The sequence below is a fragment of the Flavobacterium luteolum genome, assembly GCF_027111275.1.
GTDB classification, from domain to species: Bacteria; Bacteroidota; Bacteroidia; order Flavobacteriales; family Flavobacteriaceae; genus Flavobacterium; species Flavobacterium luteolum.
The window spans coordinates 1,719,824-1,736,320 of the sequence record NZ_CP114286.1; the positions used below are offsets into that span (position 1 = coordinate 1,719,824).

At 33.3% G+C, this 16,497-nt stretch carries 13 protein-coding genes; 4 read left to right on the top strand and 9 right to left on the bottom strand.

Annotated elements, in window-relative coordinates:
* Window positions 1-68: 68 nt before the first annotated feature.
* A complete protein-coding gene (locus OZP10_RS07465) occupies window positions 69-425 on the bottom strand; it encodes a hypothetical protein (RefSeq protein ID WP_281634117.1) in 357 nt (118 codons plus the stop codon).
* A gap of 179 nt (window positions 426-604) precedes the next feature.
* Between OZP10_RS07465 and OZP10_RS07470 the strand changes: the two genes are divergently transcribed.
* On the top strand, window positions 605-1,408 hold the full coding sequence (locus tag OZP10_RS07470) for a TIGR00266 family protein (RefSeq protein ID WP_281634118.1): 804 nt from the start codon (window positions 605-607) through the stop codon (window positions 1,406-1,408).
* A gap of 93 nt (window positions 1,409-1,501) precedes the next feature.
* Here OZP10_RS07470 and OZP10_RS07475 read toward each other — a convergent pair whose 3' ends face one another.
* The 3 genes from OZP10_RS07475 to OZP10_RS07485 all read right to left on the bottom strand — a co-directional run bounded on the left by OZP10_RS07475 (window position 1,502) and on the right by OZP10_RS07485 (window position 8,044).
* The gene (locus OZP10_RS07475) at window positions 1,502-3,358 is read right to left on the bottom strand and encodes a RagB/SusD family nutrient uptake outer membrane protein (RefSeq protein ID WP_281634119.1); all 1,857 of its coding nucleotides are present in this window, start codon (window positions 3,356-3,358) and stop codon (window positions 1,502-1,504) included.
* 4 nt (window positions 3,359-3,362) lie between these two features.
* A complete protein-coding gene (locus OZP10_RS07480; protein ID WP_281634120.1) occupies window positions 3,363-6,689 on the bottom strand; it encodes a TonB-dependent receptor in 3,327 nt (1,108 codons plus the stop codon).
* 218 nt (window positions 6,690-6,907) lie between these two features.
* Window positions 6,908-8,044 (bottom strand): FecR family protein, encoded by a 1,137-nt coding sequence (locus OZP10_RS07485; protein WP_281634121.1) that lies wholly within the window; start codon window positions 8,042-8,044, stop codon window positions 6,908-6,910.
* 164 nt (window positions 8,045-8,208) lie between these two features.
* Here OZP10_RS07485 and OZP10_RS07490 point away from each other — a divergent pair, with 164 nt between their 5' ends.
* Window positions 8,209-8,751, top strand: coding sequence for a sigma-70 family RNA polymerase sigma factor (locus tag OZP10_RS07490; protein ID WP_281634122.1), 543 nt, complete (start codon window positions 8,209-8,211; stop codon window positions 8,749-8,751).
* A gap of 28 nt (window positions 8,752-8,779) precedes the next feature.
* A complete protein-coding gene (locus tag OZP10_RS07495; RefSeq protein ID WP_281634123.1) occupies window positions 8,780-9,556 on the top strand; it encodes an alpha/beta fold hydrolase in 777 nt (258 codons plus the stop codon).
* An 83-nt stretch (window positions 9,557-9,639) separates the two neighbouring features.
* Here OZP10_RS07495 and OZP10_RS07500 read toward each other — a convergent pair whose 3' ends face one another.
* Window positions 9,640-10,014: a hypothetical protein gene (locus OZP10_RS07500; protein WP_177211786.1), complete on the bottom strand. Its 375-nt coding sequence runs from the start codon at window positions 10,012-10,014 to the stop codon at window positions 9,640-9,642.
* A 26-nt stretch (window positions 10,015-10,040) separates the two neighbouring features.
* Entirely contained in the window at window positions 10,041-10,361 is a 321-nt protein-coding gene (locus OZP10_RS07505; protein ID WP_008465282.1) for a roadblock/LC7 domain-containing protein, read from the bottom strand.
* A gap of 288 nt (window positions 10,362-10,649) precedes the next feature.
* Between OZP10_RS07505 and OZP10_RS07510 the strand changes: the two genes are divergently transcribed.
* Complete coding sequence (locus OZP10_RS07510) at window positions 10,650-10,793, top strand: hypothetical protein (protein ID WP_281634124.1); 144 nt, start codon at window positions 10,650-10,652, stop codon at window positions 10,791-10,793.
* An 88-nt stretch (window positions 10,794-10,881) separates the two neighbouring features.
* On the opposite strand, the gene OZP10_RS07515 is transcribed toward OZP10_RS07510, so the two are convergent.
* The 3 genes from OZP10_RS07515 to kbl all read right to left on the bottom strand — a co-directional run bounded on the left by OZP10_RS07515 (window position 10,882) and on the right by kbl (window position 16,467).
* Window positions 10,882-13,644, bottom strand: a complete 2,763-nt coding sequence (locus OZP10_RS07515; RefSeq protein ID WP_281634125.1) for a PD-(D/E)XK nuclease family protein — start codon at window positions 13,642-13,644, stop codon at window positions 10,882-10,884.
* A 64-nt stretch (window positions 13,645-13,708) separates the two neighbouring features.
* Window positions 13,709-15,160, bottom strand: a complete 1,452-nt coding sequence (locus tag OZP10_RS07520; RefSeq protein ID WP_281634126.1) for an OmpA family protein — start codon at window positions 15,158-15,160, stop codon at window positions 13,709-13,711.
* Between the two features lie 113 nt (window positions 15,161-15,273).
* On the bottom strand, window positions 15,274-16,467 hold the full coding sequence (kbl, locus tag OZP10_RS07525; RefSeq protein ID WP_281634127.1) for a glycine C-acetyltransferase: 1,194 nt from the start codon (window positions 16,465-16,467) through the stop codon (window positions 15,274-15,276).
* Between the last annotated feature and the right edge of the window lie 30 nt (window positions 16,468-16,497).

Genomic DNA, 16,497 nt, shown 5'->3' on the forward strand with positions numbered 1-16,497 from the left:
TAAAATTACAAAAATTAAAGGAAGCATCTGTAACTGCTTGAAAATTTGGATTTAATCTAAGTAAGAATCTAAATAAGCTCAACATTCGCTACACTGCAAAGCATAGAATGCAATGTAAGAGTAAATTTTGTTCCGTTTAATAAATCTCTTAACTGCACTATTTCGCAGATAGTAAGATTTCTAGAGAAATTTCTTTTGGTAGTTTCAATCAGCTGCGCATCTGACTGGTCAGACAAGTCATAAAGCATGTTAAGAATGTCAACGCTATTAACCTTTCTTTGAAAAATCAAAAAATCCTGAATTTTATAACTTGACACTGTATCAACAAAATTGATAATTATACTATTGGTCAAATCACATTGATAACTGTATCCTTTTTCGGTTTCAAATAATACTTTGGTGGTCAAATCACTAACTAATGCCATTCTGATAAAATATAATAACGGTGCAAAAATATAGAATTTAAAGTAATTAAACACATAATTAAGACTAATTTAAAATAACAAAAACTGTTAATGTTCTTAAAAACAGTTGAAGTACGCAAAAAAGTGTAACATTTTAAAGGATCAAGAGTCTAATTTTAAAAACAAATAACTAAGAAATCATGCAAGCACACGAAATAGATTATCAGATTTTTGGGGAAGAAATGCAATATGTCGAAATAGAACTAGACCCGCAGGAAATTGTAATTGCCGAAGCTGGCAGTTTTATGATGATGGAAAACAATATCCAGATGGAAACCATATTTGGAGATGGTTCTCAGCAACAAGGTTCTGGTTTATTTGGCAAACTTTTAAATGCAGGAAAAAGAGTTCTTACTGGCGAAAGTTTATTTATGACGGCATTTTTAAACCAAGGCAATACTAAAAGCAAAGTTTCATTTGCATCGCCTTATCCTGGAAAAATCCTTCCGATTGATTTAACAGAATTTCAAGGCAAATTTATCTGTCAAAAAAGTTCTTTTTTATGTGCTGCCAAAGGCGTTTCTGTCGGAATAGAATTCTCGCAGAAATTAGGACGCGGTTTATTTGGCGGTGAAGGTTTTATCATGCAGAAAATTGAAGGAGACGGAATTGCATTTGTACATTCTGGCGGAACAATGGCCAAAAAAGTTTTGGGTCATGGCGAAGTTCTAAAAGTAGATACAGGTTGTATTATTGGTTTTACCAAAGATGTCGATTATGATATTGAATTTATTGGCGGCATCAAGAATTCTATTTTTGGTGGCGAAGGATTATTTTATGCCACATTAAAAGGTCCAGGAACGGTTTACATACAATCGCTGCCGTTCTCTAGATTAGCCGATCGTATTATTGCATCGGCACCAAGATCAGGCGGAAACAGCCGTGAAGAAGGAAGTCTTCTTGGCGGATTAGGAAATCTTTTGGATGGTGATAATAGATTTTAATATAGAATGGCTTTCAGAAACGAAAGCCATTCTATATTATAAAAAAGAAGGGCAGCTCTTTCGAACTGCCCCAAACACCTAACCAAAAGTGCTCTAATAACCGTTATTGCCAAATTCTTTGGAATTTGAAATTGCATCCAAAAATGATCTCGGAATTGGTCTAACTGTATGTTTACCGTCAACAAAATTTGTTCCCGCAATTGGGTTTGTCTGATCTAAATAGGTTTTAGTCAATTTTCCTGTACGTTTTAAATCAATCCATCTTGTATGTTCGCCAGATAATTCTCTTGCTCTTTCTTTCAAAATAAAATCGATATTCATCTGCCCGCTTGATACTAACATTTCATTTTCTCTAGAAGTTAAAGCAGCTCTTTTTCTCAAAGCATTTACGTATGTTAAAGCTTTTGTTTGATCACTGTTTAAGATAGCTGCTTCTGCGGCAATCAAATACACTTCTCCCAAACGAATAATGGGAATATCACCTAGCCAATACTGATTGCTTTGACAATATAACGCTGCAGAGAATTTTCGCATAGCCGGAAACATATTAATAAGATTCGGGTCATTTGGATACATTGCTGGATCTTTGTATTTATTGGTTCCAGGCTCAAAAATATCGCTAGGATCAACAACAAGCATTGGCATTTTGCTCTTAACAACAGGATCAATATTCCAATTTGGAGTAAAAACAGCCAAACCTTCATCATTATTCATATTAATTTGTTCTTCAATTTTTTGAGAATAAAAATTAACTGATGGTACTGCCTGAGCCAAGGTATTTTTAATTGTATAACCTACCACAGAAGGATCTTTTTTATAGGTAGTCGCCATTGTCTGTGTAATTGGCTTATTGGCTGCAGCGTAAAATTTATAGGTGAATGTTTCTGCAAAACGAGTATCTGCTGGCGATTCTACTGGAGAAAAAACCTCTATCAATAAATATTTACTAGGTTTTAGCATACGGCTATTGGCTCTTCCGTATAAAATACTGGTTGCTCCAGCTCCCCACTCGGCACCTCTAGTTGCTAAATCTGGCAAATAATACTGTCTTGTTCTTCCTCTGTTGAAACCTTCTGGATTTAAACCTCCGGGATCAATTCCTTGTGTAAATAAAAATTCTGTGTTTTTCTTATTATTATTGCCATCCCACAATTTGCTAAATCCTGATTTAGTATTATCACTTAAATACAGAGCTGTATTGTATTTTGCTGCGTTATTGATTAATTCTTCTGCAGTTTGCAAAGCTAGTTTAGCATAATCTGAAACCTCTCCTAATCTTGTTCTCTGCAGATACACTTTTGCCAATAAACCATAAGCTGCCTTTTTAGCCGCACGTCCTTGTAGAGTTTGCTGTAATGGAAGATTGGCACAGGCAAATTTTAAATCCTCAATAATTAAATCGTAAAACTCTTTTTCAGAACTGCGAACTGGTGCATTATCTGCTCCTTCAATAATTGACGATTGTGTTCTTAAAACTACACCGCCAAATTGTTCTACTAGTATGAAATTACTAAAAGCTCTTAAAAAATAAGCTTCGGCCAATTTGGCATTCAGTTCCTCTGTAGAAGAATATCCTTTAACATTTTTTGAATAATAAATAGCTGTGTTGCAAAGATTTATTGTCGTATAAGCTGTACCCCAAATTACTTTAATGTTTCCGTCATCTGGATTTAACTGACTGGTGTATTGCGCATAACCAATTCCGCTAGTGCTTACATTTTCCCAAGAATCTGTTCCAGCTTCTGTGGGCGCAATATAATCTACTTTTCCGTGAAGGAAATACAAATTTTCATAACAGCTATTGATTAATCCTTCAAATCCTGGTCTTTCACTGTAGGATTTATCTAGAGAAACCGTGGTAAGGTTTTTTTCGTCTAAACTGCATGATTGCAAACCAACCATAAAAGACATGAAGACAATTACCGATTTTAAGTTTATATATTTTTTCATGATATTATAATGATAAATTGAGACCGAAAATAACTTGTTTAAACAATGGGAATGAATCTGATCCTCCGCTTTCTGGATCTACATCTTTCAATAAATGGCTACGACTAAAAACAAAAGGATTATAAGATGTTATATAGAGTCTCATATTTTTCAGACCTGTTTTTTTAAGAAAATCTTCGGGCATAGAATATCCAAGTGTAATATTTTTGATTTTGATATAAGATGCATCTACAAGCTCTAATGCCGATTGAAATTGCGTATTAAAACTACCGCCTGGTCTAGGAAAATCGTTTGTCGGATTATCTTTTGTCCAGTAGCTATAGGTTTCTGGCTGCGCTTCTTTATTCCAGTATCCAAGTACCTGAGCGCGCATCATACCGCCTTGTCTTCCGTTTACAAATACGGTAAAATCAAAATTCTTATACTTGAATGTATTTTGGAAACCAAAGAAATAATCTGGAACATTATTGCCAACAATCATTCTATCTTTTGTAGAATAAACATGCACTCCAATATCTGATACTCCGTTAGCATCAACTTGTGGTACTGTCTGCAGTTTTATATCTCCAGGCTTAGCACCATACAAAGCAGCTTCTGTCTCTTGTCCTAATTGCCAGATTCCTATTTTTTTATAATCATAAAATACTCCTCCTGATGCTGGCGTTTGTCCGATAAAAAGTCCTTCAGAAATTAGTTCATTCACTGTTAAATTCCCCAAATCAATATTGGTCAGTTTTTCTTGAGCATGTGTATATGTGAATGTCGTATTCCATTTGAAATTTTCAGTATCAATATTTTTAGTATTTATCGAAAGTTCAAAACCTCTGTTTTCAGAAGTTGCAATATTAGAAGTTTTCTTATACGGCGTTTTAGCATCGTAACCCCCTGAACTGGTTGGCAGACGGCGATCCCATAAAATACCATCTGTATTCGTCCAATAATATTCGGCTACCAAATCAATTCTATTTTGCAAAACAGAAACATCTAAACCTAAGTTTGTATTTGTAGAACGCTCCCAAGTTAAATCCGGATTTGAAATATGCTCAGTAGGCACATACATAGGCAAAGCTGTTCCGCCGCCAAGAGAAAGATTGCTTGTTTTGGTTGCTGTTCGCGTTAAACTCGAATATGGATCAATATTTGCCGATCCAGAAACGCCATAACCTAATCTCAGTTTTAAATTATTCAGCCATGAACTCGTTCCTTGCATAAAACTTTCATCACTAATACGCCAAGCTAAAGATGCAGATGGGAAAGATGCCCATTTGTTACCTTCTGCCAAAGGAGAAACTCCGTCCCAGCGATTGGTTAACTGAAACAAATATTTTCCTTTAAAACTATAATTAAAACGTCCGGCAAATGACATTCTGTTAAACTGACTGTAAGTATTCATTCTTGTAGTTAGATTTTTTACAGCGCCCATATTATAGAACTGAAAGTCATCGTAATCAATTCCATTACCGCCTAAATAGGCTCCTTCAGATCTGTTATCTGCCCAAGAAGTAATTCCTGTCAAACCAAAATCATGATCTTTACCAAGCTTAAAATTATAGTTCAGGATATTTTCCCAAATATAGCTATAGGCTAACTCATTATTATAAGTGGCTTCACTTGCAGTTCTACCTTCTGCTAATAAATTGTATGAATTTTTATTTTGAAAAGTCCCTGCTCTGCTTGCTGAAAATCGAGTTCCTAAATTAGATCTTAACTTAAAATTTTTAGCAAATTCAAACTCCAAATAAGGGTTAAACTGTACATTATAACTTAACGATTCATTAGCAAATGCCCCTGGATAATTATTAGCCAGAATACTAATGTTGTTAGGATCTCCTTCTATCGGATAAAGATTTACAACGCCATTTTCATCAAAAGGCACTCCTAAAGGATAAACGCTATACGCCTTATTAATTCTACTGTTGGTTGTGCTGTTTTTACGATAGTTTAAAATCAGCTGAAAACCTGTTTTAAATTTATCGCTGAATTTAAGATCAACTCCTCCTCTAGAATTAAAACTGTTTACCTTATCGTTTTGATAGATTCCTTCTTCACCTACATATCCTAAAGAAAAATAGCCCTGTACTTTTTCAGATCCACCTCTCATAAAAAGATTATGGTTTTGCTGTGTTCCTACCTGCAAAGTTTTATCGATCCAGTTTACATACTGTCCTTTTTCGATCGCAGCTACGGCAGATGCGTTTAAACCTAAATCGGTTAGACTTGTAGCCTCATAACCATTGTCTAAATAAAATCGGTCGCGTTTGTAATTTAGCCATTTGTCTCCCGTAAGTGGAGCAGGAAAAGAAGAGAAACCATTTAATCCGAAATAAGTATTGAAGTCAATTTGCGTTTTTCCTGCTTTTGCCTTTTTAGTAGTAACAATAATAACACCGTTGGCTCCCGAAGAACCATAAATTGCAGTTGATGAAGCATCTTTTAAAACATCAATACTTTCAATATCATTTGGATTCAAATTATCGATGCTTGAAGGAATTCCATCAATAATATATAACGGATCCTGGCTAGCTGTCAAAGATCGGTTTCCTCTTAACAAAACTTTTGGCGAAGTTCCTGCTTGTCCAGATCCGCGTTGAATATCCAAACCAGAAACTCGTCCTTGAAGCGCTTCCATTGGACTTAAAACTGGACTCAAAACAATATCTGTTGATTTTACTGTTGCTACGGCTCCTGTCAAATCTTTTTTCTTCACAGCTCCGTAACCCACAATTACCACTTCATTTAGTGCCGAATTTTGCTCATTTAAAATCACATTCAAAGACTTGCTTTGACCAACCGTTACTTCTTTATTTTCAAATCCGATAAAAGAAAAAACGAGAACACTATTTGTTCCATTTACTCGAATGGTAAACTTTCCGTCTAAGTCGGTTTGTACTCCATTATTAGTTCCCTTTTCAATAACATTTGCTCCTGGTACCGGCATATTTTTAGAATCGGCCACAACTCCTGTAATTTCAATACCTTGCTCCATTACAACCTTTGGTGCTGTACTCTTTTGCAGAAGATGTACTTGCTGTTTTTTCTTTACCAAAATAATCTGGCGATCATTTATGCTATAAGAAATATCGGTTCCTTTAAATACCTCTTCCAGTATTTCGTTAATTCCTGTTTTCTTTACATTAACTGTCACTTTTCTGTTTAAGTCAATTATACTGCTTTCAAAAAGAAATCTGTATTCTGAGATAGACTCTACTTTATTAAACAGTTTCTCGACTGGAGCATTCTTTATGTTTAATGTCAACTTTGTATTTTGTGAATAGACACTTGCTTGAATTCTCATCAAAGAAAGCATCAGTAATAATGTGGTTAATTTCATTCTTAGACTAATTTTAGGCAAATAAGGACTAAGCCAATTCCTCTTAATTATTTTTTTCATAATTTTGGATTGATTTTAAATGATTTAATTTCGATACGTCGTTTGAAACACTTAAATCGGGAAATATTGGTAGTATTTTCCGATTTTACTTTTTTGTATTTCTTAAAAAATTACATCCTCTTCATAATTTGTTTTCTTTTTGGTTGGTTAATAAATAGTTAGTTTATTTTTATAAGCTTTCCTTCTTTCTTATAAGTAAAGCCTTGAATTTTACTCATTGTTTCTAATACCTTTTCTATACTTTCGATATTCTTATTAAAACTGGCATTAAATTTTTTATCTAAAATATCCGTTCTATTATTCTCAATTGTAACGTTGTAAGTACGTTCTAACTTTACTATGATATCCTTAAAAGCTGTTTTTCTAAAAACTATTTCCCCGTTTATCCATTCTGTGTAAAAACGAGTATCGACTTTCTCCACAGCTATCTCCGCTTTTTCATCACTCCAAGATCCTTTTTCGCCAGGTACCAGTATTGTGTTACTTTTTGCATTATGAGAATCAGCTAAATTAACCGAACCTTCAACCAATACTGTATTAATATCTTTATCTTCTTTGTATGAACTCACATTAAATTTTGTTCCTAAAACTTTTACATTAACTCCTCTTGTTTTCACAATAAATGGATGCGCTTTGTCTTTTGCAACATCAAAAAAAGCTTCTCCATCCAGAACAACTTCTCTATTATGTCCTTTTATAAACTGAACTGGATATTTCAAAGAAGAACCAGCGTTCATATTTATCGACGTTCCATCTGACAACTCTATTTTAAAGGTTTTACCATAAGGAATTTTTATTTCATTATAAACCAATTTATTAATTGATTTAGCCGAACGATAATTGATTTCATTCTCTTTTTGAGAAGCAACCACTTCTCCATTTTTCTTAATGATCTGCTGTTCTCCATTAGGATTTAAAACCTGAATATCTCCATTTTCTAAAACCAGCTGAACGGCATCTGAAGGGATAGTGTTTTTTTGCTTATCATTTTTATATTGAAAAACATAAACTAAACCTATCAGACAAATGAAAACTGCGGCATATTGAAAAATTTTTCTCCAATCAATTACAAATATCTTTTTATCAACATCTAATTTTTCCTTTAATTCTTCCCAACTTTTATCTGTATCTATCGATTCTGCATACATTAATGCTTCCTCTAGTAAACCATTACTTTGAAGATTTTCTATCAACTCCCGTTCTTCAGGAGATAAAGATGCTATTTTAGAAGCATCATACTTTCCTTCAGACTTTATTTGTCTTAGGACATTAATCAATTTTGGATTTAAAGTCATTGTTTTTTATATAGTGGTTTTTATCATGTTAGAGAAAAAGATTTTTAGGGTGACAACAAATCAATATTTTTTGATTTTTTTTACACATTATTAAAAATAAATAACTTTTTATTTTACATTTGGCATTATGTAATCCATTACAAACAAATAAATGACATTTGGAGATGCCGAATTATAAAGATTTTAAAACATTTGAAGCCTTATACAAAGACCATTTTATCTTTTTTTCATTGGTTTCGTTTAACATTGTAAAGGATAAAGATGCAGCAAAAGACATTGTTCAGGATTTTTTTACCTATCTCTGGGAAAAAGAGGAGACTCTTAATTTCACTATTTCATTTAAAGCCTATGGGACAAAAGCTATAAAAAATTTAAGCCTGCAATATTTAGAAAAGAACAAAACAATTAGCCTGCAAAACACCAAAATAGCAACACCGAAATCTGAAGAGCCAACAGCATTTGAAAATATAGAAGAGGACAAGAAACCAAAAATTCAAACCCTAATTGACAAGATTCCACAATCTAGAAGAGAAATTTTCATATCGCATGTTGTTGAGGGATTAAGCTATCAGGAAATTGCAGAAGACAACAACATTTCAGTAAATACTGTAAAAACGCAAATGAAAAGAGCTTATGCCTCTTTAAGAGAATCCCAGAATATCTCTCAGTTAAAATTTATTCTGTATTTCATATGGCTAATAAAATAGCGTATTTTTGCTATTTAAAATTTCCATTTTGAGTTATACTTTATACAAAAACACAAAAATATCTTTTTCTGACACTGGAAAAGGAAACGCAATTATCTTACTTCATGGCTTTCTGGAAAACAAAAAAATGTGGAAAGATTATGTTGATTTTTTCTCAGAAAAATATCGTGTGGTCACAATCGATCTATTAGGTCACGGCGAATCTGAACCATTAGGTTATGTTCACGAAATGGAAGATAATGCAAATGCAGTAAACGAAGTCTTAGAACACTTAAAAATTGAAAAAGCAACAATTCTTGGACATTCAATGGGTGGTTATGTTGGTTTGGCTTTCGCCGAATTGTATCCGCAGAAAATCCAAAAATTAGTTTTATTAAATTCAACTTCAAAAGAAGACAGTGCCGAAAAAAAACTAAACAGAACTCGTGCAATTAAAGCCGTAAAACAAAACTATGTGAGCTTTGTGAGCTTAGCAATAGCAAATTTATTCAGCGAAAATAATAGGACACGACTGGCTGAAGAAATCGAAAAAGTAAAAACAGAAGCCTTAAAAACTCCTTTACAAGGAATTATAGCCTCTCAAGAAGGAATGAAGATTAGAAAAGACAGAGAGTGGCTTTTAAAAGAAAACCGTTTTCCAGTTTTATTAATTTTAGGAAAAAAAGATCCTGTCTTGAACTACGAAGAAAGTCTTTTGCAAATTGAAGACACAACTGCAGAATTAGTTTCTTTTGAGGATGGACATATGAGTCAGATTGAAAACAAAACAGAATTAAAAACAGTACTACAACATTTCTTTGAATAAAAACTAAGTATAAAAATCGAAAAAGGCCATTTCTAACCTAGGGTTGAAACAGCCTTTTTCTCATTCTTGGGGGCAAAATATCGTTATAACTTTGAAGTAATATCTTTTTTGTATTTAGATAAAGTCGCTCTTGTTAAACCAAGATTTGCTTTAGTCGAATCTACCGCTAAGTAGATAAAGTATCTTCCGTCTTCAGAAACATCAATAATATGAATCTGATCGGTAAGGGTAATTAAAATATCATTAATTTTTTGATCTAATCCTAAAGCTTTAATGGCATTTAATTTAGCTTTTACTACTTCTAAATTATAAGCCGAAGCCAATTCTGGATCAAAATCCGATTTTACGGTCAACGAACAGTAAGACATTCCTGTTTCTACTTCTGTAACAGAAACAGCAATAAATCCGTTAATATTCTCTTTTAAATCGTTTTGAAAATTTTGTAAAAAATCTGACATGTTTATTAAAATATTTGGTTTTTAAATTAGTTGTTAAAAATAGAATCCATTCTTCTCAGCAATAATCCCATTTTACTTAAATCTTTAGAAAGCAACGCAATACAATTATCATCTTGATTTTTGCTTGCCACGACAATTCCGTCGTTATTCTTGATCATTACTTGTTTAAGATCTCCATTATTAACGTCTTCCGACATTTCAAGGCACATCTTTAAAATCATTCCGATCATTGCAGCAACGTTACCGTCGTATTCTAAATTAACAGACTCGTTTAAAATTCCATCAATATTAAAACTTAGCCCAGACTCTGCGCCAGTCTCTTCTACTAGTGTTTGCAAATCAATCATATTCTTTTATTGTCATGTTTTTGGAGCGTCAAAGATATTTTAATATTGGTAATTGTGCGATAAACACTTGTTAAAAAAAGTTGCTGTATAACGTATTGAGTCACTTTTATTTATCACTTAATCAAACCTGTTTTTTTGCAAAAAAAATGCAAAAAAAATTAACATTAAAATCAAATAACATCAAAAACATAACATTTTACTTTATAAAATTCATTTCTAAAATTAACATTTGCAGATTGTTGCATTTGGCAAAAGTTTTTCTATAGCTTTGCAAAAAAATTTATAAAAATGAAAACTGTTGACGAATTACGCTTTGACTTAAATGTAAAACTAGAAAGGTTTAGAAGATTTCGTATTGAAAACGGACATATTAACAATACAACTTCTGAAGAAAAATCTAAAAAAGGTTTTTTCAAAAAAATATTCAGCTAAAAAACTGATAAATAAAAAGGACTCGTTAAACGAGTCCTTTTTATTTATTGACTATCTGCAGTTAAATTTAATTTACAAGAAAGCTGAATTATACTCTCTCCTCAAAAGGGATATTACTGTCAAAAATTTCACTGAGCAAATTGGCAATTTCTTCTAAGTAAGAACTCAATATCTCGGGCGTTACTACAATATTTAAATCTTTTTCTTCTTTAAAACCAAAAGGTAAAAAACCAGATTTTAAGTTTTTGAATGAAATAATACCAACTTCAATTGGAAGTCCGCCTGCTTCTCTTTCAAACATATAGGCATACGCTAAAACTTGAATTATTTTATCATTTTTAAGCTCTTGAGTCAATCCGCTCCATGTTTTCAAGATAACATTAGCTTTCTCAACTTTTCCTGTCTTATAATCAATAATTCTAATTCTTCCGTCTCGGCGTTCAATACGATCGACATTTCCTTTAATCAAAACAGGAAATGGCAGTTTCGGATGAACAAACTCGCGCTCAAAAGTTTGTTCTAATGCAATAATCTGAATTGCTTCATTATTCTTTATAAACTCTAATTCCATTTTCAAAAAATTAGAAACGTTTCGTTTTGCTACTTCAAAAGCCAGAAGATTTCGTCCTTTTTTGATTTCTCCTTCCTTGTAAACTAGTTTAAATTGCTTTAAAACTTCGTCATCCAATAATTTGAAACAATTGAGAAGATCCGTCTCCGAAATAAATTTCCCTATAAAAGGTTCGTATAGCGCTTTTAAAGTTTCATGAATAATCGTCCCCAAAGTATTCAAGGCTATATTTTCTTCAACCTCTTCCACTTCACGAATTCTTAATATTTTTTGAAAATAAAACTCAATCGGATTTCTAATATAACTAGTCAATGCAGACGGCGAAAAGCCATTAACGGCAATTTCTTTCAACCGTTCCATTACCAAATCAGATTTAGGAACAGAGATTGGTTCGTATGCTGTATTTGGCAATTCTGGATTATAGATATCAAAAGTAAGATTATGACGTGATTTTTTTTCAACTTCTAACTGCGTAATAAAACGGCTTCTTTCACCAGCATCCAATCCGTCATTTTCTGTATTATAAATCAAATAAATATTTTTTGCTCTTTGAAGCAAATGATAAAAGTGATACGTATAAATCGCATCTTTTTCTTTAAATGTTGGAAGTCCCAACTCTCTTTTAACATCATAGGGAATAAATGAATTCTGAGATTTTCCAGCAGGAAATTTCCCTTCGTTCATAGAAGTTATAATCACCGTTTCAAAATCTAAAACACGACTCTCTAAAACTCCCATAATCTGCAAACCCCTTAACGGTTCACCCTCAAAAGACACTTCTGCCAAATCTATAATTTGCTTATAAATTGAATGCAGTGTATCAATATTATCAATATGATGATGTTTTGAATAATAATTTATTAGCTTATTAATTACCTTAAAAACGCCATAAACAAAAGTTTTGGCAATTTTTTCTTCTTCATTATCATTACTAAAATGTTCCTTTATCACAATTAGTAAAGCCGAAATATTCTTTAAAACTGCAATAGATCCACTCTCCCATTTTTCAAATAATAAATTAAAAAAATTCGAAGGTTCCGGATGAAGTTCCAGAATTTTATGATGCGTAATAAACGTATAATTATTCTCTTTAATAATTCTTACCAACCTTTGTGCATTTGCATAAGGCTCAACCAAAGGATGCGTTAAAATATCAAGAACATCTTTATAGTAAAAAACATAACTTCCGCCTTTTCTGGAAAGTGCATTGGTATGCATTTTAAATAATTTAGCAACAAAAATCTGCGAAGGATTATTCTTTCCCGAATATCCCATTGTAATATTTAGCGCTCCAACTGAAGCAGGAAGCGAATACAAAACCGGAACTAATAAGTTTTCCTCGCCAAGCACAACTGCAACTTTATCTAAAGCAGCATCAGGATTTTGATCGATTAAATTTTCAATTATACTGCCAGCCAATTTAGCTTGTCCAATTGTTTTAGGAGTTCCAATAACCTGAATGTTTTTTGGCTCTGAAAAATCATCAACGATCCACTCAAAAACATTTGACTTATAATGTTTCCAGCTTTCTTTAAAACGCCTTAAAAAGAGCCCCGCATCGTGATACGGATCATTTAGAAATGACTGATCTGCATCCCAATAAATTTTTGCTTGATCTAGCGCCAATAAATGTTGCACAATTTTTTCTTCAGCAGCATTCAAAGCATTGAATCCAGCAAAAATAAAAGTGCGATTTCCGATTGTATTTGAAAAATGATTCAGGTTATTTACCGCTTCTCGATAAATCAGCCCTTGATATCCAATCGATTTGAACAGTAAATGATTATATAAAGACTCATAATAAATCGGGAGTAATTTCCAGAAATCAATATAATTCTCTAAAAGCTTTGTTTTTTGATCCACTTCAAGCCCCCATCTTTTTATATCTTCAATATCTTTTAGATAAGATAATACATGTGAAGGATCTAAAAGATATCGGTCAATTTCATTAAAATCCTGCAAAAGGGTTTTAGCCCAATTTGCAAACAACTCAAATGACTGCTGGTTATTTTTTTCTGTAATGGATAAATATACCTCATAGAATTCGAACAAAAGCTCGATCGAATCAATAGAACGAATTGACGCGACATCTTGAACAAAATCTTCTATACTAGTAATCTGTGGCGCAATTATAGTTTTTGAAGTTGCATTTTTAAGCGCTTCAATCAAGAAAACTTTTGCCCTTTTATTAGGAAGAATTATAGTTATTTCTGAAAGTTCCCCTACATAATCCTGAATTACGATAGAGGCAATTTTTTGAAGAAAAGAATCATTTACCATAGTATAAAAATAAAAAAAGCCATTCAATTAAGAATGGCTTTTCCTTTTTATTTAGAAACTAAAATTATAGTTTTCCTTGGTATTTAGAACCAATGTGTCTAATTTCAGTTCTTCTGTTTTGTGCTTTACCTGCAGCAGTTTTGTTACTTGCAACTGGTTTAGAAGATCCAAATCCTTTAGCTTCTAAGTTTTCTGGATTAACACCTCTTTCGATTAAAGCATTTTTCACAGCGTCAGCTCTTTCTTGAGAAAGTTTATCGTTGATTTTAGCAGAACCTGTACTATCTGTGTGTCCTTCGATAGAGAATTTCGCGTTTGGATAGTTTTTAAGGATTTCTTTAATTGCATCTAATCTAGCTGGAGTTTCTTTGTCACCAGTTTTGAAAGTAGCTTTTCCTGAGTTGAAGTAGATTGCTCTAGCTTGAACTTTAAGATCTTCTAAAGCCTCAGAAGTTACTTCTGGACATCCTCTGTTACTAGCAGGACCTGCAACTGTAGGACAGTCGTCATCTTTGTCAGCAACACCATCTTTATCAGCATCTAAGAATGGGCAACCACCATTTTCTTTAGGACCAGCAACTGTAGGACATTTATCGTCTTTATCAGCGATTCCGTCACCGTCAGTATCAGGACAACCTTTTAAAGCAGCTAAACCAGCAACATCTGGACAAGCGTCATCTTTATCAGCGATTCCGTCTCCGTCAGTATCAGGACATCCGTTTAATGCAGCTAAACCAAATACATCTGGACAAGCGTCAGAAGCATCAACGATTCCGTCACCGTCAGTATCAGGACATCCGTTGAATTGTTTTAAACCAGCAACATCTGGACAAGCATCATCTTTATCGTAGATTCCGTCTCCGTCAGTATCTTTACCTCCGAATTTGAAAACTAAACCAGCTGTGTGTTGAAAAACAGATCTGTCATAAGTTTTATCTTCATTAGCAGCAACAGCCCATTTGTACTTTGTAGCTAACTCTAAACCAATAGCATCTGTAAACCAGAATGTGATACCAGCACCTGGGTTAACAGTTCCAAAACTGTTATCTCCGAAGAAAGTATAACCTCCACCAACAGATAACGAAGGATCAACCACTTTAGATTTGATTAATTCTTGGAAGCTGTATTTGATAGTAGCATCAATTCCATAATACATTAAATCCCCAGGATTAGTTACTACGTTACCTCTACCATCATGAGCAGGATTACTTGGATCAAAAGTAACAAATTTATCAATTTTGTTCACAGAACCTTGTAAACCAACTGAGAAACCATGACCAACATATCTATTTACTCCAATGTAAGATAGAGAAGGAAGAATATTCCAGTTGTCTTTTACAGCGAATGGTTGAGAGAAGTGCTGATCGAAAAATCCACTTCCTGAACCTGAACTTGTTCTAGTATCCACAGCATTAACCCCGAAAGAGATCGCCCATGGATTGTTACTGTCTTGCGCGTGAGAACTTAAACCCATCGCCATCAATACAGCAACTAAAAGTTTGTTAAGATGTTTCATACTTAATTTTTTTAATTACAATTTAGTTAATTACAAGCAAAAGTAACACCAAATTTTTTAAATACAAAATGAAATGTTAAAAAAAACCTACAAAAATTTAACGGAAGTGGTAATTATATAACTTTTAACATTTTACCGACAACTGTAAAGGCATATATAGCTTTATCCAAGTGCTCTTTTTCATGGGCCGCAGATAGCTGTACACGTATTCTCGCTTTGTCTTTTGGAACCACAGGAAAGAAAAACCCAATAACGTAAATTCCCTGTTTCAAAAGTTCGTTAGCCATTGTCTGAGATAATTTTGCATCATACAGCATAACAGGAACAATTGCAGAATCTCCATCAATAATATCAAAACCTGCTTTTTTCATACCGTCTTTAAAGTAGTTGGTATTCCACTCTAATTTATCACGAAGCGTTGTATCTTTTTCTAATAATTCAAATACTTTAATTGAAGCCCCAACAATTGCTGGTGCCAACGAATTTGAAAACAAATAAGGCCTTGATCTTTGGCGCAACAATTCGATTATTTCTTTTTTCGCAGTAGTATATCCACCCATGGCTCCACCTAAAGCTTTTCCAAGAGTTCCTGTAATGATATCCACTCTTCCCATTACTCCTTTTGCTTCAAGAGTTCCTTTTCCAGTCGCTCCGATAAAACCAGCCGCATGACACTCGTCTACCATTACCATCGCATCATATTTATCAGCCAAGTCACAAATTTTATCTAATGGTGCAACTAATCCATCCATGGAGAAAACCCCATCAGTTACAATCAATTTAAAACGAGCTCCTGCTTCATTTGCTTTTATCAACTGCTGCTCTAGATCTTCCATATTATTATTTTCATAACGATATCGAGCCGCTTTACACAAACGTACCCCATCAATAATAGAAGCGTGATTTAAACTGTCTGAAATAATTGCATCATTTTCACCTAACAAAGGCTCAAACACACCTCCATTAGCATCAAATGCAGCCGCATACAAAATAGTATCTTCCGTGCCATAAAAATCAGCAATCTTTTTCTCTAATGTTTTATGAATATCTTGTGTTCCGCAGATAAAACGTACAGACGACATTCCAAAACCATGTGTATCCATTGCGTCTTTAGCCGCTTGGACCACTTCTGGATGCGAAGAAAGTCCTAAATAATTATTCGCACAAAAGTTCAACACTGTCTCTCCTGTCGAAATTGTGATTTCAGCGCCTTGAGGAGAAGTAATAATTCTCTCTTTTTTGAAAATTCCATTTTCTTCAATCGTCTGCAATTCTTTCTGCAGATGTTCTTTTATTTTACCGTACATTTTTTATTTATTTAAAACGTTAAAAATTAA